The sequence below is a fragment of the Methylobacterium sp. ARG-1 genome, assembly GCF_001262595.1.
Lineage (GTDB): Bacteria > Pseudomonadota > Alphaproteobacteria > Rhizobiales > Beijerinckiaceae > Methylobacterium > Methylobacterium brachiatum.
Genome location: NZ_LHCD01000001.1, coordinates 20,673 through 41,672, shown reverse-complemented (window position 1 = coordinate 41,672; position 21,000 = coordinate 20,673). Strand labels below are relative to the sequence as shown.

Genomic DNA, 21,000 nt, shown 5'->3' with positions numbered 1-21,000 from the left:
CATGACGGGCCAGCCTGACAACCTGATGCTCGTGTACCTGCGGCGGATTGACGAGAAGGTCGATCGCCTCAGCGATGATGTCCGCGAATTGAAGGGCCGGATGGCTGCGGTCGAAGAAAACCTCGCCGGTGTCCACCGGCGGATCGACAGGGTCGAGCTTCGCATCGAACGGATCGAGCGACGCCTCGATCTCGCCGACGCCCCGCACTGAGATGGCACCGATGACAAAAATCCTCGTCGACGGCACCGAGGTCGAGGTTCCGGCCGAATACACGCTGCTCCAGGCCTGCGAGGCCGCGGGGGCTGAGATCCCGCGCTTCTGCTTCCACGAGCGCCTGTCGATCGCCGGCAATTGCCGGATGTGCCTGGTGGAGCTGAAGGGCGCGCCCAAGCCCGTGGCGAGCTGCGCCTACGCGGTGAAGGATTGCCGGCCCGGCCCGAACGGCGAGCCGCCGGAGGTCCTCACCCGTTCCGGCCTGACCAAGAAGGCCCGGGAAGGGGTGATGGAGTTCCTCCTCATCAACCACCCGCTCGATTGCCCGATCTGCGACCAGGGCGGCCATTGCGACCTGCAGGATCAGGCGATGGCCTACGGGGTCGATTCGACCCGCTACCAGGAGAACAAGCGCGCGGTCGAGGAGAAGCATATCGGCCCGCTGGTGCGGACCGCGATGAACCGCTGCATCCACTGCACCCGCTGCGTGCGCTTCCTGGCGGAGGTGGCGGGCGTGCCCGACCTCGGCGCCATCGGGCGCGGCGAGGACATGGAGATCACCAGCTATCTCGAGCAGTCGATGGCCTCGGAGCTCCAGGGCAACGTCGCCGATCTCTGCCCGGTGGGCGCCCTCGTGCACCGGCCGCAGAGCTACAACGTCCGGCCCTGGGAGCTGAACAAGACCGAATCGGTCGACGTGATGGACGCGGTCGGCTCGTCGATTCGCGTCGACACCCGCGGCCGCGAGGTGATGCAGATCGAGCCACGGGTCAGCGAAGAGATCAACGAGGAGTGGATTTCGGACAAAACTCGCTACCATGTCGACGGGCTGCGGATGCAGCGCCTCGACCGGCCGTACCTGCGCGAGAACGGACGGCTGCGGCCGGCCTCCTGGGGCGAGGCGTTCCAGGCCATCGCCGCCAAGGTGACGGGCGCCGATTCGAAGCGCATCGGCGCCGTGGTCGGCGACCTCGCGGGCGTCGAGGAGATCTTCGCCCTGCGCGAGCTGATGCGCGCGCTCGGGACGCCCAACCTCGATTGCCGTCAGGCCGAGCCCGGGCTCGATCCGGCCTTGGGCCGCGCCTCGTACCTGTTCAACCCGACCATCCCGGGCATCGAGACCGCGGACGCGATCCTGATCGTCGGCGCGAACCCGCGCACCGAGGCCTCGCTTCTCAACGTCCGCATCCGCAAGCGCTGGCGCATGGCGCCGCTCGCGGTCGGGGTGATCGGCGAGCCGGTCGATCTGACCTATCCGAGCCACTACATCGGCGCCGGCCCCGATTCGCTCGCGGGCCTCGCCCGCGGCGAGCACAGCTTCCTGGACGTGCTCAAGGAGGCGAAGGCGCCGCTGGTCATCGTCGGCGCCAATGTCGAGCCCGGTATCCTGGCGGCCGCCGCGGCCCTCGCCAAGGAGATCGGCGCCGTGACGCCCGCGTGGAACGGCTTCGGCGTTCTGCACACTGCCGCCGCCCGGGTCGGGGCCCTCGATCTCGGCTTCGTGCCGGGGGAGGGCGGACTCGGCTTCCCGGCCATGCTGGAAGCCGGCGGCGTCGACGTCCTGTTCAATCTCGGTGCCGACGAGCGCGACGTCGCCCCGGGCGCCTTCGTGATCTACCAGGGCACCCATGGCGACCGCGGCGCCTCCCGGGCGGACGTGATCCTGCCCGGCGCGGCCTATACCGAGAAGTCCGCCACCTGGGTGAACACCGAGGGCCGGGTCCAGATGGGCAACCGCGCCGGCTTCCCGCCGGGGGATGCCCGCGAGGATTGGGCGATCCTGCGCGCCCTGTCGGACGTGCTGGGCCACCGCCTGCCGTTCGATTCGCTCACCGCGCTCCGTCGGGCGCTCTACGCCGCGCACCCGCATTTCGCGGCGGTCGGGACCGTGGAGACCGGCGACGTCGCAGCGGCCGTGGATCGGCTCGCCGGCCTCGGCGGCGTGACGGGCGGCCCCTCCTTCGCCTCGCCGGTGACCGACTTCTACCTCACCAACCCGATCGCCCGCGCCTCGCGGGTGCTGGCCGAGTGCTCGCGCCTCGCCCGCGAGCGCGCCGCCGAGGCACAGCCGCTCGCGGCGGCAGAGTAGGAGTAGGGATCCGACGATGACGCCGCTCGAAATCCTCGGGACCGTGCTCCTGATCGTGCTGAAGAGCTTCGTGCTGCTCTCTGCGCTCCTCGTGTTCATCGCCTACGCGCTGCTCGCCGACCGCAAGATCTGGGCGGCGGTGCAGCTCCGGCGCGGCCCCAACGTGGTCGGGCCGTTCGGTCTGTTCCAATCCTTCGCCGACCTTCTGAAGTTCGTGCTGAAGGAGCCGGTGATTCCGGCGGGCGCCAACAAGGCGATCTATCTGCTGGCGCCGCTGGTCTTCGCCATGCTGGCCCTGTCGAGCTGGGCGGTGATTCCCCTGGCCGACGGCTGGGCGATCGCCGACATCAATGTCGGCATCACCTACATCTTCGCGATCTCGTCCTTGGGCGTCTACGGCGTCATCATGGGCGGCTGGGCGTCGAACTCGAAATATGCCTTCCTGGGCGCGCTCCGCTCGGCGGCCCAGATGATCTCCTACGAGGTCTCGCTCGGCTTCGTGATCATCTGCGTGCTGCTCTGTGCCGGCTCGCTGAACCTCTCGCGCATCGTGATGGCGCAGGACACAAGCCTCGGCCTGTTCGGCTGGTACTGGCTGTGGCTGTTCCCGATGTTCGTGGTGTTCTTCGTCTCGGCGCTCGCCGAGACCAACCGTCCGCCCTTCGACCTGCCGGAGGCGGAATCGGAGCTGGTGGCCGGCTACATGGTCGAGTATTCCTCGACCCCGTACCTGCTGTTCATGCTCGGCGAGTACGTCGCGATCATGAGCATGTGCGCTTTGGGGACCATCCTGTTCCTGGGCGGCTGGCTCTCGCCGATCCCGTTCGCGCCCTTCACCTGGGTGCCGGGGGTGATCTGGTTCACCCTGAAGGCCAGCTTCCTGTTCTTCCTGTTCGCGATGGTGAAGTCCATCGTGCCCCGCTACCGCTACGATCAGCTCATGCGCCTCGGCTGGAAGGTTTTCCTGCCGATCTCGCTGGTCTCGGTCGTCGTCGTCGCCTTCGTGCTCAAGCTGACCGGCCTCGCGCCGGGCGCCTGAGCCCACCCGCCGAATCGGAGATCCGGGCCATGAAGCTCGATCAGGTCGCAAAGAGCCTGCTGCTGAAGGAGTTCGTGTCGGGGATGATCCTCGGCATGCGTTACTTCTTCAAGCCGAAGGCGACGATCAACTATCCCTTCGAGATGGGCCATCGCGGCCCGCGCTTCCGGGGAGAGCATGCCCTGCGCCGCTATCCCAACGGCGAGGAGCGCTGCATCGCGTGCAAGCTTTGCGAGGCGATCTGCCCGGCCCAGGCCATCACCATCGAGGCCGGCCCGCGCCGCAACGACGGCACGCGCCGGACGACGCGTTACGACATCGACATGGTAAAATGCATCTATTGCGGCATGTGCCAGGAGGCCTGCCCGGTGGACGCCATCGTCGAGGGGCCGAACTTCGAGTTCTCGGTCGAGACCCGCGAGGAGCTGCTCTACGACAAGCAGAAGCTCCTCCTGAATGGCGATCGCTGGGAGCGCGAGATCGCGCGCAACATCGCGATGGATGCGCCTTACCGGTGAGGCCATGACGGGGGCGCTGTTGTGCCCCCGCCGACCGGGTTCTATAGACGGGCCGCCCGCTGCGGCCCGTTTCCACGCAAGGCAGAAGGGGCCGCTTCGGCGGCCGATCCCGACGAGCGCATGACCGCAGCAGCCGCCTTCTTCTATCTGTTCGCGAGCGTCACGGTCGCGTCGGGCTTCATGGTGATCGCCTCGCGCAATCCCGTCGCCTCGGTGCTGTTCCTGATCCTCGCCTTCGTCAACGCCGCCGGGCTGTTCGTCCTGATGGGCGCCGAGTTCCTGGCGATGATCCTCGTCGTCGTCTATGTCGGCGCGGTCGCGGTGCTGTTCCTGTTCGTCGTGATGATGCTCGACGTGGACTTCGCCGAGCTGCGCCAGGGATTCCAGCAATACTTGCCGATCGGCGGCCTGATCGGCGCGATCTTCCTGGTCGAGCTGCTCCTGGTGGTCGGCTCCTGGACGATCGATCCGGGCTCGGTGCAGGCGCCACTCGGCAACGTCGCGGCGGCCGAGAATGTCACCAACGCTCAGGCCCTCGGCCGGGTGATCTACACGGAATACGCCTACTTCTTCCAGCTTGCGGGCCTGATCCTGCTGGTGGCGATGATCGGCGCGATCGTGCTGACTCTGCGCGACCGCCCGGGCGTCAAGCGCCAGAACATCTCGGTCCAGAACGCCCGCACCCAGAGCATGGCGGTGGAGACCCGCAAGGTGCCCTCCCGCCAGGGTGTCGAGGTCTGATGCCCGCCGGAGGTTTCGAACGATGATCGGCCTGAGCCACTACCTCACCGTCGCGGCGATCCTGTTCACGCTGGGCGTGCTCGGGATCTTCATCAACCGCAAGAACGTCATCGTCATCCTGATGTCGATCGAACTGATCCTGCTCGCGGTCAACATCAACCTGGTCGCCTTCTCGACGCAGCTGAACGACATCACCGGACAGGTCTTCGCCCTGTTCGTGCTGACCGTCGCGGCCGCCGAATCGGCCATCGGCCTCGCCATCCTCGTGGTCTTCTTCCGCAACCGCGGCTCCATCGCGGTCGAGGACGTGAGCATGATGAAGGGCTAGGGCGCCCTTTTTCGCGCGCCCTGAGTTGACGGGCCCCGAGTGACAATCCGGATGCCGCCGCCCCGCGGCCGGCCCGGAGGACGGACTGCAAGAGAGCGATGTATCACGCGATCGTCTTCTTCCCGCTCATCGGCTTCCTGATCGCCGGCCTGTTCGGTCGGTATATCGGGGCCCGGGCCTGCGAGTACATCACGACGGCGTTCCTCGCCTTCACGGCCCTGATCGCCTGGGGCGTGTTCCTCGAGGGCGGGCACGCCGAACGGGTGCAGGTTGCGTCCTGGTTCTCGGCCGGCGACCTCACGGTCGACTGGGCCTTCAAGGTCGATGCGCTGACCCGGGTGATGCTCGTGGTCGTCACCACGGTCTCGACCCTCGTCCACCTCTACTCCGTCGGCTACATGCACGAGGATCCGCACCGGCCGCGGTTCTTCGCCTACCTGTCGCTGTTCACCTTCGCCATGCTGATGCTGGTGACGGCCGACAACCTCGTGCAGATGTTCTTCGGCTGGGAGGGCGTCGGTCTCGCCTCCTACCTGCTGATCGGCTTCTGGTACGAAAAGCCCTCGGCCAACGCCGCCGCCATGAAGGCGTTCATCGTCAACCGGGTCGGCGATTTCGGCTTCTCGCTGGGCATTTTCCTGGTCTTCGTCCTGACCGGCTCGGTGGCGTTCGATGCGGTCTTCGCCAAGGTCGACGCGATCAAGACCCTGAGCTTCCACCTGCTCGGCCATGACTGGAACGCGCTGACGCTGGCCTGCCTGCTGCTGTTCATGGGCGCCATGGGCAAGTCGGCGCAGTTCCTGCTGCACACCTGGCTGCCGGACGCCATGGAGGGCCCGACCCCGGTCTCCGCGCTGATCCACGCCGCCACCATGGTGACCGCCGGCGTGTTCATGGTCGCCCGCCTGTCGCCGCTGTTCGAGGAGGCGCCGAACGCGCTGATCGTCGTCACGGTGATCGGCGGCATCACGGCCTTCTTCGCAGCCACGATCGGGCTGGTGCAGAACGACATCAAGCGGGTGATCGCCTACTCGACCTGCTCGCAGCTTGGCTACATGTTCGTGGCGCTCGGCGTCGGCGCCTACTCGGCTGGGGTGTTCCACCTGTTCACCCACGCCTTCTTCAAGGCGCTGCTGTTCCTCGGAGCCGGCTCGGTCATCCACGCGATGCACCACGAGCAGGACATGCGGAACATGGGCGGCCTGCGATCCCACATCCCGTTCACCTGCGCCATGATGGCGATCGGCTCCCTGGCGCTGATCGGTTTTCCCTACACGGCCGGCTACTATTCCAAGGACGCGATCATCGAGGCCGCCTACGCCTCGACCCGACCCGGCCACACGCTCGCCTTCCTGTGCACCGTGGTGGCGGCGTTCTTCACGTCCTTCTATTCCTGGCGCCTGTTCTTCATGACCTTCGAGGGGCCGGCCCGCTGGGGCGTCCACGCAGCGCATGACCACCACGCCGCCCCGGCGGTCGCGCATTCAGGCACCTCTGTTGCCGCCCTGGCCCACGAGGCCGACGGCGCCCCGGGCCATACCGAGGGCGTGGCCCACGACGATCACGGCCACGACGTCGAGCCGGCCCACAAGAGCGACCTCGTCGCGGACGATCATCACGGCCACGGCCATCACGGGGACCACACGCCCCATGAGAGCCCGCTGGTGATGACCATCCCGCTGGCGATCCTCGCCTTCGGCGCGCTGTTCGCCGGGATCATCTTCCACGATCGCTTCATCGGATCCGGCATGGATGCGTTCTGGGGCCATGCCCTGGCGCACGGCCCCGAGAACCACATCATGCACGAGATCCACGAGGTCCCGGCGCTGGTCTCCTACGCGCCGCTGATCATGCTGATCCTCGGCTTCGTCCTGGCCTTCTGGATGTATATCCGCCGTCCGGAACTGCCGGGGGCGCTCGCCGCGCAGCAGCCGTCGCTGTACCGGTTCCTGCTCAACAAGTGGTACTTCGACGAGCTCTACGACCGGATCTTCGTCCGTCCGGCCAAGGATTTCGGCCTGTTCCTCTGGAAGCAGGGCGACGGAAAGATCATCGACGGACTCGGCCCCAACGGCATCGCGGCGCGCGTCGTCGACGTGACCCGCGGCGTGGTCCGCCTGCAGACGGGCTACGTTTACCACTACGCCTTCGTCATGCTCATCGGCGTGGCCGGCCTGATCAGCTGGTACCTGATGGCCGGCCTGCCCAAGGGTGCTCACTGATATGCTCGGCCTCGGCATCCTCTCCGGCCTGCTGATCGTCCCGCTCTGCGGGGCGGCCTTCATCCTCACCCTCAAGGGCGACGACGAGTCGGTGGCGCGCAACAGCCGCTGGGCGGCGCTCGCCACCACGATCGTCACCTTCCTGCTCTCGCTGGTGGCCTGGGGTCGCTACGACGCCTCGTCGGCGAGCTTCCAGCTGGTCGAGAGCCATCCGTGGCTGGCCGAGACAATCCGGTTCAAGCTGGGCGTCGACGGCTTCTCGATGCCGCTGATCCTGCTCACCACCTTCCTGATGCCGTTCTGCATCGGCGCGTCGTGGACCTCGATCCACGTCCGCGTTAAGGAATACTTCGTCGCCTTCCTCGTCCTCGAGACGACGATGATCGGCGTGTTCGCCTCCCTCGACCTGCTGCTGTTCTACCTGTTCTTCGAGGCCGGCCTGATCCCGATGTTCCTGATCATCGGCATCTGGGGCGGGGCGCGGCGGATCTACGCGAGCTTCAAGTTCTTCCTCTACACCCTGCTGGGCTCCGTGCTGATGCTGCTCGCCGTGATGGCGATGTACTGGCAGGCCGGCACCACCGACATCCCGACCCTGCTCCAGTACCGCTTCCCGGTGGGGATGCAGACCTGGCTCTGGCTGGCCTTCTTCGCCTCCTTCGCGGTGAAGATGCCGATGTGGCCGGTCCATACCTGGCTGCCCGACGCGCACGTCGAGGCGCCCACGGCCGGCTCCGTGATCCTGGCGGGCATCCTGCTGAAGATGGGCGGCTACGGCTTCATCCGGATCTCCCTGCCGATGCTGCCGGTGGCGAGCCACGACTTCGCCCCTCTGGTCTTCGCTCTCTCGGTAATCGCGATCATCTTCACTTCGCTCACCGCGATGATGCAGACCGACATCAAGAAGCTGATCGCCTACTCGTCGGTGGCCCATATGGGCTTCGTGACGCTCGGCCTGTTCACCCTGAACGAGCAGGGCATCCAGGGCGCGCTGTTCCTGATGATCTCCCACGGCATCGTGGCGGCGGCGCTCTTCCTCTGCGTCGGCGTGGTCTACGACCGGATGCACACCCGCGAGATCGCCGCCTATGGCGGCCTGGTGAAGCGGATGCCGCTCTACGCGGTGGCCATGATGGTGTTCACCATGGCCAATGTCGGCCTGCCCGGCACCTCCGGCTTCGTGGGCGAGTTCCTGTCGATGCTCGGCGCCTTCAAGGCGAACCCGAACGTCGCCTTCTTCTCGACCTTCGGCATCATCCTGTCGGCGGCTTACGCCCTGTGGCTCTACGCAAGGGTGATCTACGGCAAGCTGGAGAAGCCGAACCTGCAGGGCATCCTCGACCTCGACACGCGGGAGAAGATCATCCTGGCGCCGCTGGTCGTGCTGACGATCTATTACGGCGTGCATCCGGCCCCCGTGCTCGACGTCTTCGCGCCCTCGACCGACGCGCTGATGGCCGGCATGAAGGCCGCCCTCGCCAACACCCAGACCGCGGCCGCCGCGCTGCCGCTCGCACGCTGAGACGGAACAGATGCCCACCGTCCACTCCGTCCTGCCCTCGCTGGCCCCGCTCCTGCCCGAGCTGATCCTCGGCGTCGGGGTGCTGCTCCTGATCCTCTACGGCGCCTGGCGCGGCGACCGCTCCGCCGAAAGCGTCAGCATCGGCGCCCTGGTCCTGCTGCTGTTCGCCCTGTTTGTGGTGCTGTCGCAGCCGACCGCCGGCCGGGTGACCACCCTGTCGGGCGCCTTCGTCTCGGACGCCTTCTCCAAGGTGATGAAGTCGCTGGTGCTGCTCGGCTCCGCGGCGACGATCCTGCTGGCGCACGACTTCTTCAAGCGCGAGCATATCGACCGGTTCGAGTTTCCGGTGCTGATCGTGCTCTGCACCATCGGCATGATGGTCATGGTCTCGGCCAACGACCTGATCGCGCTCTATCTCGGCCTCGAGCTGCAATCGCTGGCCGCCTACGTGATCGCGGCGTTCCACCGGGACGACGCCCGCTCCACCGAGGCCGGCCTGAAGTACTTCGTGCTCGGTGCGCTCTCCTCCGGGATGCTGCTCTACGGCGCCTCCCTGGTCTACGGCTTCACCGGCACGGTCTCGTTCCCCGGCATCGTCTCGGCGCTCAACGAGACGGCCGGGCTCGGCATCGTGCTGGGCATCGTGTTCCTGGCCGCCGGCGTCTGCTTCAAGATGGCGGCGGTGCCGTTCCACATGTGGACGCCCGACGTCTACGAGGGCTCGCCGACCCCGGTGACCGCCTTCTTCGCCACCGCGCCCAAGATGGCCGCCGTCGCCATGACGGTACGGGTCTTCATCGGCGCCATGCCGGACGTGACGGCGATCTGGCAGCAGATCTTCATCTTCGTCGCCGTGGTCTCGATGGCGCTCGGCTCGTTCGCGGCCATCGGCCAGCGCTCGATCAAGCGCCTGATGGCCTACTCGTCGATCGCCAATATCGGCTACGCGCTGATCGGGCTCGCCTGCGGCTCCGAGGAGGGGATCAGCGGGCTCGTGACCTACATGATCATCTACCTGGCGATGACGCTGGGCACCTTCGCGATCATCTTGTCGCTGCGGCGCCGGGAGGTGATGTTCGAGTCGATCGACGACCTGTCGGGCCTGTCGCGCACTCATCCCTGGGTGGCCTTCTGCCTCGCCGCGATGATGTTCTCGCTGGCCGGCATCCCGCCGCTCGCCGGGTTCTTCGCCAAATTCTACGTCTTCGCCGCCGCCATCAAGGCCGGCCTTGTGACCCTGGCGGTGATCGGCGTGGTGACCAGCGTGGTCGGCGCCTACTACTACCTGCGGCTGGTCAAGATCATGTATTTCGACGAGCCGAAGGAGCCCTACGAGGCGATGGCCCCGGGCCTGCGCGTCGTGCTCGCACTGTCGAGCGTCGTGGTGGTGCTGTTCTTCCTGCTCCCCGGACCGCTGGTCGGCGTCGCCGGCCGGGCGGCCCGGTCCCTATTCTAGACCCAGCCTCGCTTCCGATGAGCCTGCGGCGCGATCAGAAAAGAACGCCTTGAGCTACCGTCTCGGGTCCGAGGCGCGCGCCCAGGGCCACCGCCTGCACGTCCACGACAGTCTCGGCTCGACCAATACGGAGGCCATGGCGCAGGCTCGGGCCGGGGAGACCGGCCCGCTCTGGGTAGTCACGCATCGGCAGGAGGCGGGCCGCGGTCGGCGCGGCAACGTCTGGGCGTCGCTGCCGGGCAACCTGGCCGCCAGCGTCCTCTGGCCGGTGGCCGGGGTGGCGCCGGGTCACCTCGCCGAACTCGGCTTCGTCGCGGGCCTCGCCCTGATCGAGGCGCTGGAGACGGCCTGCGGCACCCTGCCGGATACCCGAACCGGCCGCAGAGCCCGATCTGTCTGGTTGAAATGGCCGAACGACGTGCTGCTCGACGGCCGGAAGCTCGCCGGGCTCCTGCTCGAGGCGGAGACGCTGCCGGGTGGCCGCAGGGCGGCGGTGATCGGCTTCGGCGTCAACGTCGCGGCGGCGCCGCAGGGGCTCGAGGCCGCGAGCTTGGCCGCGACGGGTTACGCCGGCAACGCCGAAGCGCTACTGGAACATCTCTCGGACCGGATGGCGGTGCGTGCACGCGCCTGGGACCGGGGACGGAATTTCGCTGACCTGCGCGAGGATTGGCTCGCGCGGGCCGCGGGTCTTGGGTCGGAGATCGCGGTGCGCAGCGGCGAGCACATCCTGCGGGGGGTGTTCGAGACCATCGACGAGGGGGGGCGGCTCGTGATCCTCGCCCCCGACGGAAAACGGCATACCGTGACGGCGGGCGAGGTGCATTTCGGAACGGCCGCGACGGCGGCATGACGTTGGACGACGACAGATGGTGATGGGACAGGAGGAGCTGGTCTTCCTGCCGCTCGGCGGCGTGGGCGAGATCGGGATGAATGCGGCCCTCTACGGGTTCGGTCCGGAGAAGGGCCGGAAGTGGATCATGGTCGATTGCGGCATGGGCTTCGCCGGCGAGGAGCAGATGCCGGGGATCGACCTGATGTTCCCCGATCTCTCCTTCATCGAGGAGAGGCGGAAGGACCTGCTGGGGATCTTCATCACCCACGCGCACGAGGACCATATCGGGGCGATCTCGGAGCTGTGGCCGCGCCTCAAGGTGCCGGTCTACGCGACGCGCTTCGCCAAGAACCTGCTGGAGACGCGCCGCCTTTCCGAGCCCGGCGCCCCGAAGGTCGAGCTGCGCGAGGTGAAGCCCGGCCGGCGCGTGACCGTCGGCCCGTTCGAGATCGACTACGTCCCGGTCTCGCACTCGATCCCCGAGTCGAACGCCATCGCGATCCGCACGGCTGCGGGCTTGGTGGTCCATACCGGCGACTGGAAGATCGACCCGACCCCGGTGGCCGGCGACATCACCTCGCCGGAGGCGTTCACGGCACTCGGCGACGAGGGCATCCTGGCGCTGGTCTGCGACTCGACCAACGTGGTCCGCGAGGGCTTCTCGCCGAGCGAGAAGGAAGTTGCCGCCACCCTCAAGACCCTGATCGCGGATTCCCCTCACCGGGTCGCGGTCACCACCTTCGCGTCGAACGTCGCCCGCATCCGCGCGGTGGCCGAGGCGGCCGCCGCCTGCGGGCGCGAGGTCGTCGCGGTCGGCCGGGCCATGGACCGGGTGATCGACGTGGCGCGCGAGTGCGGCTACCTCGACGGCCTGCCCGAGTTCCGCCGGTCGGATTCCTGGAAGAACCTGCCCCGCGAGCGGGTCGTGGCCCTGCTCACCGGCTCGCAGGGCGAGCCGCGGGCGGCGCTGGCCCGGGTCTCCCGCCGGGACCATCCGGATATCAGCCTGGCCGCCGGCGACCGGGTGATCTTCTCCTCCCGGGCGATCCCCGGCAACGAGCGCGATGTCGGCTCGATCATCAACGATCTGGTCGAGCAGGGCGTTGAGGTCATCACCGACCGGACCGAACTGGTCCACGTCTCCGGCCATCCCCGGCGGGACGAGATGGTCGAGATGTACAAGTGGACCCGGCCGGGCACCGCGATCCCGGTCCATGGCGAGGCGCTGCACCTCGACGAGCATGCCCGCTTCGCCAGGGCCCAGGGCGTCCAGAACGTGGTCAAGGCCCGCAACGGCAGCCTGGTCCGCCTCAGCCCCGGCAAGCCCGAGGTCATCGACCATGTGAAGGCCGGCCGCCTGTACAAGGACGGCAACGTCCTGATCGACGAGAAGGACCGGGCGATCCCGGAGCGGCGCAAGCTGATGCAGGCCGGCCTGGTCTCGGTGGCGATCGCCATCGACGAGGACGGCGTCGTGCTGGGCGATCCGGCGGTGGACATCATCGGCCTGCCCAACCGCGGCCGTTCCGGCGAGCCGCTGATCGAGACGGTGGTCGATGCGGTCTCGCGCACCCTGTCGGGGATGTCGCGCGGCAAGCTCAAGGACTCGGAGGGCGTCGAGAAGACGGTCGACCGGGCCGTGCGCACGGCCGTCAACGAGGTCTGGGGCAAGAAGCCCGCCTGCCACGTGCAGGTCGTCGAGGTGTGACACTGGTTGCCGACCCGACGGCGCTCTAGTGTCTCGGGCGTGGGATGCACCGGCTTGTCTGACGACAGCCGGACGCTGCGCAGGCCCCCTCTCCCGATTGGGAGAGGGACAGGGTGAGGGGGCAGGATCTTCCGGATAGGGCGGATCCCTCACCCCAACCCTCTCCCGCACGGGAGGGGGGCACGTGGCGTCAGCTCGCAGTGGCTGAGCCGCAGCCCGGACAAGACGCTCTCGGAAAGAGAGCTTCGATGGTGGGAGGAATCAAAAAATGATCGGGCGGCTCAATCACGTGGCCATCGCCGTGCAGGATCTCGACGCCGCCTGCGCGGTCTATCGCGACACGCTGGGCGCCACACTCACACCGCCGCTGCCGCAGCCCGAGCACGGGGTCACGGTGGTGTTCGTGGAATTGCCGAACAGCAAGATCGAGCTGATGGCGCCGCTCGGCGAGGGCTCGCCGATCGAGGCCTTCGTGGCCCGCAATCCGGGCGGCGGCATCCACCACGTCTGCTACGAGGTCGACGACATCCTGGCCGCCCGCGACCGGCTGAAGGCGCAGGGCGCCCGGGTGCTCGGCACGGGCGAGCCGCGGATCGGCGCCCATGGCAAGCCGGTCCTGTTCCTGCACCCCAAGGACTTTCTCGGCACGCTGGTCGAGTTGGAGCAGGTGTGAGCCGGATCCTGACCACGCTGACGCGCTCGACCCCGGCGACCCTGGTCGCCGTGGCCGTGCTCGTGGCCGCCTTCGTGGCCGTCGGGGTGAGCCAGTTCAGGCTCACCATCGGCGGGGCGATCGCGCTCTACTTCGTCGTGTGGTGGACGCTGCTCTTCGCGGTGCTGCCCCTGCGCAACCAGCCCGAGACCCGGCCCGGGCACGTGGTTCCGGGACAGGACCTCGGCGCTCCGGCCTCTCCGCGGCTGCGCGAGAAGGCGATCTGGACGACGCTGGTCGCCGGTGTCGCCTTCCTGGCCGCTCTGGCGGTGTTCCCGCTGACGGGATTGTAGGGCTGGGGCCCCTACGGAAGACGGCCGGTCTACAGCAGCGTCCCGGAAGACGACCGCACCGTCAGCGCCTTGCCCGCGCGCGAGACCAGATGGGCGAAGGCGAGGGCGGCCGCGGAGGCCTGTGCCGCCGACGGGAAGGTCCGGTTCGATTCAGCGACCGTCTCGTCGGCTTCGTTGAGCAGGACCCAGGACCAGAGATGCTCGGCCTGGCGGATCTGAAAATGCATGGCGGGCTCACCCGTTAAGGTCCATCCCCCAGCATGCGCCGCGAAAAGGTGTTGCGGGTTAATCGCTTGCGCCGGCAAAGTCCAATAGTCGACAAACCATCGACTTGTTCGCGCTTTCACCGCTCTTCACAGCATGCCGATTGCCGCAGGCAGGCAACGCACCCTGATCGGCAGGCAAGACTCGCGGCCGATGAGCTGGGGAGCGCCGTATTCAGGGTTCGCGTCTCCGTCGAAGGATCGGGGGCGCCGCCGCGAAGGATGTCCAACAACAAAAAAAGCAAGGCCCAAGGCCTTGCTTTTCAAGCTGCAGTGGCTCGACCTTTAATTGTCCTACGCATTGCCTGCGTGGCGGTCGGTTTTCCTCCCGAGACTCGGACCCTGCGCCGCCTCTTGCGGGCGTCGCAAACATCACGTCCCGCTTATAGGAACAACAATTCGTGTTGTCACCGGGTCTGCGAGAAAAATCTGCGCTTTCTTGCCGGCAAATGGGCAGATCGCTTCCGATTGCGGCATCGGGCCCGGCTGGCCGGCCCGTGGCGGCGCGGCCCGATTACGCGCGCCGTGATCCGACGGTGCTTGTAATTTGCGGCCCCGGCGTGTTGTGTGCCGTCGTGCCGTGGTTCCTCCCGGCCCGATCCAGGCCAAGACTCGGAAAACATGCGTCTTTCTCGCTACTTCATGCCGACCTTGCGCGAGACGCCCAAGGAAGCCGAGATCGTCTCCCACCGGTTGATGCTGCGTGCCGGCCTGGTGCGTCAGGAGGCGGCCGGGATCTACGCCTGGTTGCCGCTCGGCCTGCGGGTGCTGGAGCGCGTCTGCGCGGTGATCCGCCGGGAGCAGGATCGCTCCGGCGCCATTGAGATCCTGATGCCGACCGTCCAGTCGGCCGAGCTGTGGCGGGAATCCGGGCGTTACGACGCCTACGGCAAGGAGATGCTGCGCCTGAAAGACCGGCACGACCGCGAGATGCTCTACGGCCCAACCGCCGAGGAGATGGTCACGGAGATCTTCCGCGCCAGCGTGCGCTCCTACAAGGACCTGCCCAAGAACCTCTACCAGATCTCCTGGAAGTTCCGGGACGAGGTGCGGCCGCGCTTCGGCACGATGCGCTCGCGCGAATTCCTGATGAAGGACGCCTACTCGTTCGACTTCGACCAGGCCGGGGCGCGCCACGCCTATAACCGCATGTTCGTGGCCTATCTGCGCACCTTCGCGGGGCTCGGCCTCCGGGCGATCCCGATGCGCGCCGATACCGGCCCGATCGGCGGCGACCTGTCCCACGAGTTCATCATCCTGGCCAAGACGGGCGAGAGCGAGGTGTTCTGCGACCGAGCCTATCTCGATTTCGAGACCCCGCCTGAGACCGTCGATTTCGACGACGTGGCCGCGCTCCAGGGCATCGTCGACGCCTGGACCTCGCATTACGCCGCCACCGACGAGATCCACGAGCCGGAGGCCTTCGCGGAGGTGCCGGAGGCCGACCGCCTCGCCGCCCGGGGCATCGAGGTCGGGCACATCTTCTATTTCGGCACCAAGTATTCCGAGCCGATGGGCGCCAAGGTCGCCGGGCCGGACGGGATCGAGCGGCCGGTCCATATGGGCTCCTACGGCATCGGCCCGAGCCGGCTGGTGGCGGCGATCATCGAGGCGAGCCACGACGAGGCCGGGATCATCTGGCCGGATTCGGTGGCGCCCTTCGACGTGGCGCTGATCAACCTCAAGGTCGGCGATGCCGGCACCGACGCCGCCTGCGCGCAGATCCAGGCGGAGATCGAGGCCGCCGGCCTGTCCGTGCTCTACGACGACCGCGACGAGCGTCCGGGTGCGAAATTCGCCACCGCCGACCTGATTGGCCTGCCCTGGCAGGTGATCGTCGGGCCGAAGGGCCTGGCCGACGGCAAGGTCGAGCTGAAGCGGCGGGCCGGGGGCGAGCGCGAGAGCCTCGCCACCGTCGACCTGCTGGCCCGCATCCGCCGCGTCTGACCGCTCGGCCGCGGAGCGAGCGACTCCGGAGCGCTCCCGGCCGACGCGGATCCCGGTTCGGTGCCGGCGAGCGCATCGCAACACCGCCTGCGCGCCGTTTCCGATTGCAACACGATCGGGAACGGCTCTAGGCAGCATTGCGAGCAGCAATTCTGCTTCAATCCGTGTTCATGCATCATTTTCGCCGCGGGAGCGGCGACAGCGCGCTCAATGGTGCTTAGGGCTAATCCGATGACGGGAGCAGCGGCGATCGACCGGGTGAGGAGCTTCGCGGCCTCCTTCCGCGAGGGCACGGCCCCGTTCGCACCGTTCGAGTGGATCATCGCCGGCCGCTATCTGCGGGCGCGCCGCCGGGGCGGCGGCGTCTCGGTGGTCGCGTTCTTCTCCGTGCTCGGCATCGCGCTCGGCGTCGCCACCCTGATCATCGTGCTCTCGGTGATGAACGGGTTCCGGGCGGAACTCCTCTCCAAGATCGTCGGCATCAACGGGCACCTGTTCGCCACCCCGATCGACCGGCCGTTCAACGATTGGGTCGACCTGTCGGAGCGCCTTTCGAAGGTGGCCGGCGTGCGCGCCGCGGTGCCGCTCGTCGAAGGCCAGGCCTTCGCCTCGTCGCAGTTCGGCGGCTCCGGCGTGATCGTGCGCGGCGTGCGCGCCGCCGATCTCGACGCGCTCGCCGCGGTGTCGAGCGCGATCCGGGGCGGTACCCTTGAGGGGTTCGATGACGGCAGCGGCGTCCTGATCGGCCGGCGGCTCGCCGATTCCCTGGGCCTCCAGGCCGGGGACAACATCACGCTGGTGACCCCCAAGGGCTCGTCGACGCCGTTCGGTACGGCGCCCCGCACCAAGAGCTACGCGGTCAAGGCGGTGTTCGAGGTCGGCATGACCGAGTTCGACCAGACCTTCGTGTTCATGCCGCTCACTGAGGCGCAGGCGTTCTTCAACCGGGAGAGCGACGTCAGCATGATCGAGATCTACGTCGACAATCCTGATCAGGTCGGCGACATGCGCGAGCCCCTGGAGATGGCGGCCGAGCGCCCGATCCTGCTCACCGATTGGCGCCAGCGCAACCGCACCTTCTTCGGGGCGCTGGAGGTCGAGCGCAACGTGATGTTCCTGATCCTCAGCCTGATCGTCGTGGTGGCGACGCTCAACATCGTCTCGGGCCTGATCCTGCTCGTGCGCGACAAGTCGAGCGACATCGCGATCCTGCGCACCATGGGGGCGACCCCGGGCACGATCATGCGCGTGTTCCTGATCAACGGCGCGCTGATCGGCCTGGTCGGCACGCTCAGCGGCCTCGGGCTCGGGGTCCTGATCACCCTGAACATCAAGCCGATCCAGCATGTGCTGTTTCCCGGCGCCTGGGATCCGACCGTGCGGTTCCTCGCCGAGATCCCGGCCCAGATGAACCCGAAGGAGATCACCGCCGTGGTGATCACCGCGCTCCTGCTGTCGCTTGCGGCGACGCTTTATCCCTCCTGGCGTGCCGCCCGGCTCGATCCGGTGCAGGCCCTGCGCTACGGCTGACGGTCCGCACCCCATGAGCGATGCAAGCCAGCCCGCCGGCACTCCGCCGGTGCCGGCCCTGTTCTTTGCCCGCGTCGAGCGGCGCTACCCGCAGGCCGAAGGGGCCCTGGAGATCCTGCGCGGGGCCGACCTCGCGATCTGGCCCGGGGAGCTCGTGGCCCTGGTGGCGCCCTCGGGCGCCGGCAAGTCCACGCTTCTGCACCTCGCGGGCCTGCTGGAGCGGCCCGATGGCGGTGAGGTCTATATCGGCGGGCGGCCCACGGCCGCGATGCCGGATGCCGAGCGCACCCGCCTGCGCCGCGAGGAGATGGGCTTCGTCTACCAGTTCCACCATCTGCTGCCGGAATTCTCGGCGCTCGAGAACGTGGTGATGCCGCAGCTGATCCGGGGCCTCGGCCGGGCGGAGGCCAAGGCCCGCGCCACCGAGCTCCTGAGCTTCCTGGGCCTCAAGGAGCGCCTGCCGCATCGCCCGGCCGAGCTGTCGGGGGGCGAGCAGCAGCGCGTCGCCATCGCCCGGGCGGTGGCCAACGGCCCGCGGCTGCTGCTCGCCGACGAGCCCACCGGCAATCTCGACCCCGGCACGGCCGGCCACGTCTTCTCGGTGCTGATGTCGCTGGTGCGGGCCTCGGGCCTCGCGGCCCTGGTCGCCACGCACAATCTGGACCTCGCCGCCCGCATGGACCGCCGGGTGACGATCCGCGACGGGCTGATCACGCCGCTGGAGTGAGGGCGGCGTCCTTCATCGACACTTGAGCTGGTAGCGGCGCGCGACGAGACCTCCCGACGATGCGTCGAGGGCGAGGGTCGAGGCCGTGCGGGCTTTACGGCCCGAGCCGCCGTCGCAGCTGTCGGTGAAGACATCCCGGAGAACCTGCCCCGGTGTCGCGAGCCCGGTGGCGGGGTCGAGCTTGACGACGGTGAGCGCGGTGACGCTCTCGCCCATGTTGTAGGCACCGGATTCGAGCAGCACCTCGCTGCGTCCGTCGCGATCGACATCGGCCGCCGCGACGAGCCGCTGATACTGGACGTCCTTGGGAAGGCGGAAGAAGCGCGCCTTCATGCCGTCGCCGACCACGACGAGAACGGGTGCCGCCGCATCCGGAAACGGGTCGCTGGCCACAGGTGCCTTCTCTTGGACGAGATAGGCGCGCTCGCGGCTGTCCGCCCGCGTGAACGCGCCGGCGGCCGAGCCCAGCACCACGAAATCGGTGCCCAGTTCCATGCGCAGGGCCTTCGGCGCCTCTTCCGCCATGATCCGCACCAGCCGGACCCGCTCGTCCGGCAACACCGAAGGCTCGGCATCCCGGAAGCCGCCATCCCGATAATCCACGATGACATCCGCGACGTAGGCGCCGTGCGCCAGACCCAGCACCATGACACTCGACAGCAGGCGGATCACCGCAGCCTCCCGATCAGACGATCGTGGATCGACGCACCACGACCTTGGAAAAACAACCCGCGTCCAGCGTTCGTCCCCGGCGTCGGCACGCCAGTCACCGTGAGCCGCATCATCGCGCGGTCGGGCCACATGTCCAGCGATGCAGGACCATAGTCTCCATTCGCCGGCCGGCCGCCGGCGACATCCGTCTCGGAGATCCGTCAGCCTTTGCAGGGCCCCGTGCGGGTTTGGCGGGCGAAAGTGTCTCCGCTCGTGGAAAAATTCGGCCGGCATCGACCCGCGCAGGTGGGCGCGCTAGGCTCGGGGCATGCAGGTCGGACGAGAGCCGGGATCGGGAGAGGCGGTGACGGATCGATCCCATGCCGCCGCCGGTCCCGATCCGGTATGTTCGGGGATCGCGCGGGTCAGCCGGCAATTGCGACGCCTGGAGGCCCTGGCCGCACAGCATCGCTTCCGCAAACGGATCGTCCGCGCCCTGCGCGGCGGGGCGGGGGGTGGCACCAGCCTCCTCGTCCTGATGAAGGCCAAGGTCGTGGGCTCATTGGCCGGGAAGCTCGCGATTGCCGCGTTGGTCGGGCTCGGCCTCGCTTGGCCGTTCGCGGCGTTGGCCATTCTCACCATCGTCGTCGCGGTGGCGTCGATCCTCAGCTGCGAGCCCACGGACCTCGACGGCTGCGACTGCAGGCGCCCCAACGCCCGACGCGAACGGCTCACGGCGCTGATCGAGCAGCGCCGGGCGTGGCTCGCCGCCCCCTCAGGCACGGTGCCGAGCATCCGGGCCTTTCGGATGCCCCGGCGCCCCTGATCGCCCATCGTATCGCTGATACGGCCGGGGCCAGCTCACGCGACCCCGATGGCGAAACCCCTCACCGGCGGGCGGCCTGCGCGGCGTTCCGCCCGGATCCGCGTTCGGCCTCCAGGAACGCCAACGCCTCGACCCTGTCGCAGGCCGCGCCGATCGCGTCGGGGCCCTCGGCCATGCGCGCCTTGGCCCGGGCGCAGGCGCGCGTCACGGCCGGATCGGACAGCAGGCGGCCGAGGAGGCGGGCGGCCCGGGCCGGCCGGAAGGCGCGGCGGCTCAAGGTTGCGCCCAGCCTCCGATCCTTGAGCCGCTGCCCCTCGTCGAAATGGTCGAACGCGACCGGGACCACGAGCTGCGGGATGCCCGCCGCCAGGGCCTGCGCCACCGTGCCGACGCCACCATGGTGGACCAGGGCCGCGCTGCGCGGCAGCAGCGCGCTCAAGGGGGCGTAGGGCAGGTGGATGATCCCCGGCGGCAGCGGCTTCGGGATCTGGCCGTCCTGGGGGGCGAGCAGCACGCCGCGCCGGCCCATCCGGCGGCAGACCGCCAAGGCGGTCGCGAAAAAGGGCGCGCCCTGGCGCATCGCCGAGCCGTAGGTGAACACGAGCGGCGCGTCGCCCGCGGCCAGGAAGGCCTCCAGCTCCGGGGGCATCGCCGGCACGTCGCCGAACCGGTCGACCAGCGGGAAGCCGAGCTGCACCGCCTGGGCCGGCCAGTCCGCCTGGGGGGCGGCGTACCAGTCCGGGAACATCAGCAGCATGCGGGTCGGGCTGTTCCACCAGTGGCGCAGCCGGGCGACCGGATCGAGGCCCAGCCGCGCGCGCAGCGCGTTCAGGGGCGGAAGCGTGAACGGGCCGACCGCCACCGTGTCGGCCCCCTGGTTGAGCCAGGCGCGCGCGGCCGCCGGGAGGATCCGGGGCAGCGGCAGCCCGGGCAGCCGGGGCGGATCGGACCGGCTCTCGATCAGGAACGGCATCACGTGCAGCGTGGCGGACGGGATGTCGTAGAGTTCCTGCGCCAACCGCGCGCCCCAGGCCAGGGGTGAGGCGACGACGATCTGCTCGACCCCGCGCGCCCGGGTCGCACCGAGCCACAGGCAGGTCGTCTCGGCGACCTGCATGGCAAAGTCGAACATCGGGCGGAAGCCCCAGCGCGGATGCCAGAGTTCAGGCTGGTCGATGACGGACTCGTAATCGGCGGCCGAGCCGAGCGGCTGGAAAGCGAGGCCTGCGCGGCGCGCCATCGCCTCGAACGGGGCCGGTGCCGCCAGCGAGACCCCGTGCCCGCGGGCCAGAAGCGTGTGGCCCAGCGCGATGAACGGCAGCACGTCGCCATGCGTGCCGACGGCCACCAGTGCGACCTGGATCCGTCCCCCCATATGT

General features: G+C 68.5%; 20 protein-coding genes. 17 read left to right on the top strand and 3 right to left on the bottom strand.

Annotated features, from left to right (window positions below; all coding sequences use genetic code 11):
- Position 1 precedes the first annotated feature (1 nt).
- The 13 genes from AKJ13_RS00180 to AKJ13_RS00120 all read left to right on the top strand — a co-directional run bounded on the left by AKJ13_RS00180 (position 2) and on the right by AKJ13_RS00120 (position 13,677).
- Positions 2 to 211, top strand: a complete 210-nt coding sequence (locus AKJ13_RS00180) for a hypothetical protein (RefSeq protein ID WP_050731593.1) — start codon at positions 2 to 4, stop codon at positions 209 to 211.
- A gap of 10 nt (positions 212 to 221) precedes the next feature.
- Positions 222 to 2,303, top strand: a complete 2,082-nt coding sequence (gene nuoG, locus AKJ13_RS00175; RefSeq protein ID WP_050731831.1) for an NADH-quinone oxidoreductase subunit NuoG — start codon at positions 222 to 224, stop codon at positions 2,301 to 2,303.
- Between the two features lie 16 nt (positions 2,304 to 2,319).
- On the top strand, positions 2,320 to 3,342 hold the full coding sequence (gene nuoH, locus AKJ13_RS00170; protein WP_050731592.1) for an NADH-quinone oxidoreductase subunit NuoH: 1,023 nt from the start codon (positions 2,320 to 2,322) through the stop codon (positions 3,340 to 3,342).
- A 29-nt stretch (positions 3,343 to 3,371) separates the two neighbouring features.
- Entirely contained in the window at positions 3,372 to 3,860 is a 489-nt protein-coding gene (gene nuoI, locus AKJ13_RS00165) for an NADH-quinone oxidoreductase subunit NuoI (protein WP_007560744.1), read from the top strand.
- 120 nt (positions 3,861 to 3,980) lie between these two features.
- Positions 3,981 to 4,601, top strand: coding sequence for an NADH-quinone oxidoreductase subunit J (locus tag AKJ13_RS00160; RefSeq protein WP_050731591.1), 621 nt, complete (start codon positions 3,981 to 3,983; stop codon positions 4,599 to 4,601).
- Positions 4,602 to 4,623: 22 nt separating this feature from the next.
- The gene (gene nuoK, locus AKJ13_RS00155) at positions 4,624 to 4,929 is read left to right on the top strand and encodes an NADH-quinone oxidoreductase subunit NuoK (protein ID WP_007560740.1); all 306 of its coding nucleotides are present in this window, start codon (positions 4,624 to 4,626) and stop codon (positions 4,927 to 4,929) included.
- Positions 4,930 to 5,027: 98 nt separating this feature from the next.
- Positions 5,028 to 7,151: an NADH-quinone oxidoreductase subunit L gene (nuoL, locus tag AKJ13_RS00150; RefSeq protein ID WP_050731590.1), complete on the top strand. Its 2,124-nt coding sequence runs from the start codon at positions 5,028 to 5,030 to the stop codon at positions 7,149 to 7,151.
- Position 7,152: 1 nt separating this feature from the next.
- On the top strand, positions 7,153 to 8,673 hold the full coding sequence (locus AKJ13_RS00145) for an NADH-quinone oxidoreductase subunit M (protein WP_050731589.1): 1,521 nt from the start codon (positions 7,153 to 7,155) through the stop codon (positions 8,671 to 8,673).
- A 10-nt stretch (positions 8,674 to 8,683) separates the two neighbouring features.
- Positions 8,684 to 10,129 (top strand): NADH-quinone oxidoreductase subunit NuoN, encoded by a 1,446-nt coding sequence (gene nuoN, locus AKJ13_RS00140; protein ID WP_050731588.1) that lies wholly within the window; start codon positions 8,684 to 8,686, stop codon positions 10,127 to 10,129.
- A 49-nt stretch (positions 10,130 to 10,178) separates the two neighbouring features.
- Positions 10,179 to 10,982 (top strand): biotin--[acetyl-CoA-carboxylase] ligase, encoded by an 804-nt coding sequence (locus AKJ13_RS00135; RefSeq protein ID WP_050731587.1) that lies wholly within the window; start codon positions 10,179 to 10,181, stop codon positions 10,980 to 10,982.
- 16 nt (positions 10,983 to 10,998) lie between these two features.
- The gene (locus AKJ13_RS00130) at positions 10,999 to 12,672 is read left to right on the top strand and encodes a ribonuclease J (protein WP_050731586.1); all 1,674 of its coding nucleotides are present in this window, start codon (positions 10,999 to 11,001) and stop codon (positions 12,670 to 12,672) included.
- A gap of 268 nt (positions 12,673 to 12,940) precedes the next feature.
- Positions 12,941 to 13,345 (top strand): methylmalonyl-CoA epimerase, encoded by a 405-nt coding sequence (gene mce, locus AKJ13_RS00125; protein ID WP_007560728.1) that lies wholly within the window; start codon positions 12,941 to 12,943, stop codon positions 13,343 to 13,345.
- Positions 13,342 to 13,677: a DUF1467 family protein gene (locus AKJ13_RS00120; protein WP_007560726.1), complete on the top strand. Its 336-nt coding sequence runs from the start codon at positions 13,342 to 13,344 to the stop codon at positions 13,675 to 13,677. Before mce ends, AKJ13_RS00120 begins: the two co-directional genes overlap by 4 nt.
- A gap of 29 nt (positions 13,678 to 13,706) precedes the next feature.
- Here AKJ13_RS00120 and AKJ13_RS00115 read toward each other — a convergent pair whose 3' ends face one another.
- Positions 13,707 to 13,904, bottom strand: coding sequence for a hypothetical protein (locus tag AKJ13_RS00115; RefSeq protein ID WP_050731585.1), 198 nt, complete (start codon positions 13,902 to 13,904; stop codon positions 13,707 to 13,709).
- A gap of 657 nt (positions 13,905 to 14,561) precedes the next feature.
- Here AKJ13_RS00115 and proS point away from each other — a divergent pair.
- From proS to AKJ13_RS00100, 3 genes are all read left to right on the top strand, one after another.
- Positions 14,562 to 15,887: a proline--tRNA ligase gene (gene proS / locus AKJ13_RS00110; RefSeq protein ID WP_050731584.1), complete on the top strand. Its 1,326-nt coding sequence runs from the start codon at positions 14,562 to 14,564 to the stop codon at positions 15,885 to 15,887.
- A 231-nt stretch (positions 15,888 to 16,118) separates the two neighbouring features.
- Positions 16,119 to 17,417, top strand: coding sequence for a lipoprotein-releasing ABC transporter permease subunit (locus tag AKJ13_RS00105; protein ID WP_050731583.1), 1,299 nt, complete (start codon positions 16,119 to 16,121; stop codon positions 17,415 to 17,417).
- A gap of 13 nt (positions 17,418 to 17,430) precedes the next feature.
- The gene (locus AKJ13_RS00100; RefSeq protein WP_007560718.1) at positions 17,431 to 18,144 is read left to right on the top strand and encodes an ABC transporter ATP-binding protein; all 714 of its coding nucleotides are present in this window, start codon (positions 17,431 to 17,433) and stop codon (positions 18,142 to 18,144) included.
- A 12-nt stretch (positions 18,145 to 18,156) separates the two neighbouring features.
- Here the strand turns inward: AKJ13_RS00100 and AKJ13_RS00095 are convergent, their stop codons facing one another.
- Entirely contained in the window at positions 18,157 to 18,816 is a 660-nt protein-coding gene (locus AKJ13_RS00095) for a hypothetical protein (RefSeq protein WP_050731582.1), read from the bottom strand.
- Between the two features lie 343 nt (positions 18,817 to 19,159).
- On the opposite strand from AKJ13_RS00095, the gene AKJ13_RS00090 reads away from it, so the two are divergent.
- The gene (locus AKJ13_RS00090; protein ID WP_244471459.1) at positions 19,160 to 19,621 is read left to right on the top strand and encodes a hypothetical protein; all 462 of its coding nucleotides are present in this window, start codon (positions 19,160 to 19,162) and stop codon (positions 19,619 to 19,621) included.
- 61 nt (positions 19,622 to 19,682) lie between these two features.
- Here the strand turns inward: AKJ13_RS00090 and AKJ13_RS00085 are convergent, their stop codons facing one another.
- Positions 19,683 to 20,996, bottom strand: a complete 1,314-nt coding sequence (locus AKJ13_RS00085; protein WP_064774591.1) for a nucleotide disphospho-sugar-binding domain-containing protein — start codon at positions 20,994 to 20,996, stop codon at positions 19,683 to 19,685.
- Positions 20,997 to 21,000 lie beyond the last annotated feature (4 nt).